Genomic DNA, 220 nt, shown 5'->3' with positions numbered 1-220 from the left:
TGGCGGTCATTTCGAGGCGACGCGCGAGCGCGTAGCGGCGAGGGAGGGACCGATCCTCGTCCTCCATGACACGACGGAATTCAGCCTCAAGCGCGAGAAGCCGGATCTGATTGTCAATCGGCGTTTGACTGGGACCCCCTATCGGCCTCCAAAAGGGACCCCTTTGATCGGCGTGCTCTGCTGGTAGCGCTCGGGTCGTCGGAGCTGGTCGGGGTTGCGG

Annotated in this window: 1 pseudogene; it reads left to right on the top strand. The window is 64.1% G+C overall.

What is annotated here, in order from left to right:
* A pseudogene (locus QJT78_RS52830) lies at positions 1 to 187 on the top strand (IS4 family transposase); the annotation flags it as partial.
* Positions 188 to 220: the final 33 nt, after the last annotated feature.

Source organism: Bradyrhizobium sp. Mp27 (assembly GCF_029953005.1).
Taxonomy (GTDB): domain Bacteria; phylum Pseudomonadota; class Alphaproteobacteria; order Rhizobiales; family Xanthobacteraceae; genus Bradyrhizobium; species Bradyrhizobium barranii.
Note: the sequence above shows the minus strand (reverse complement) of the source record. Positions and strands in the feature narration are given on the sequence as shown.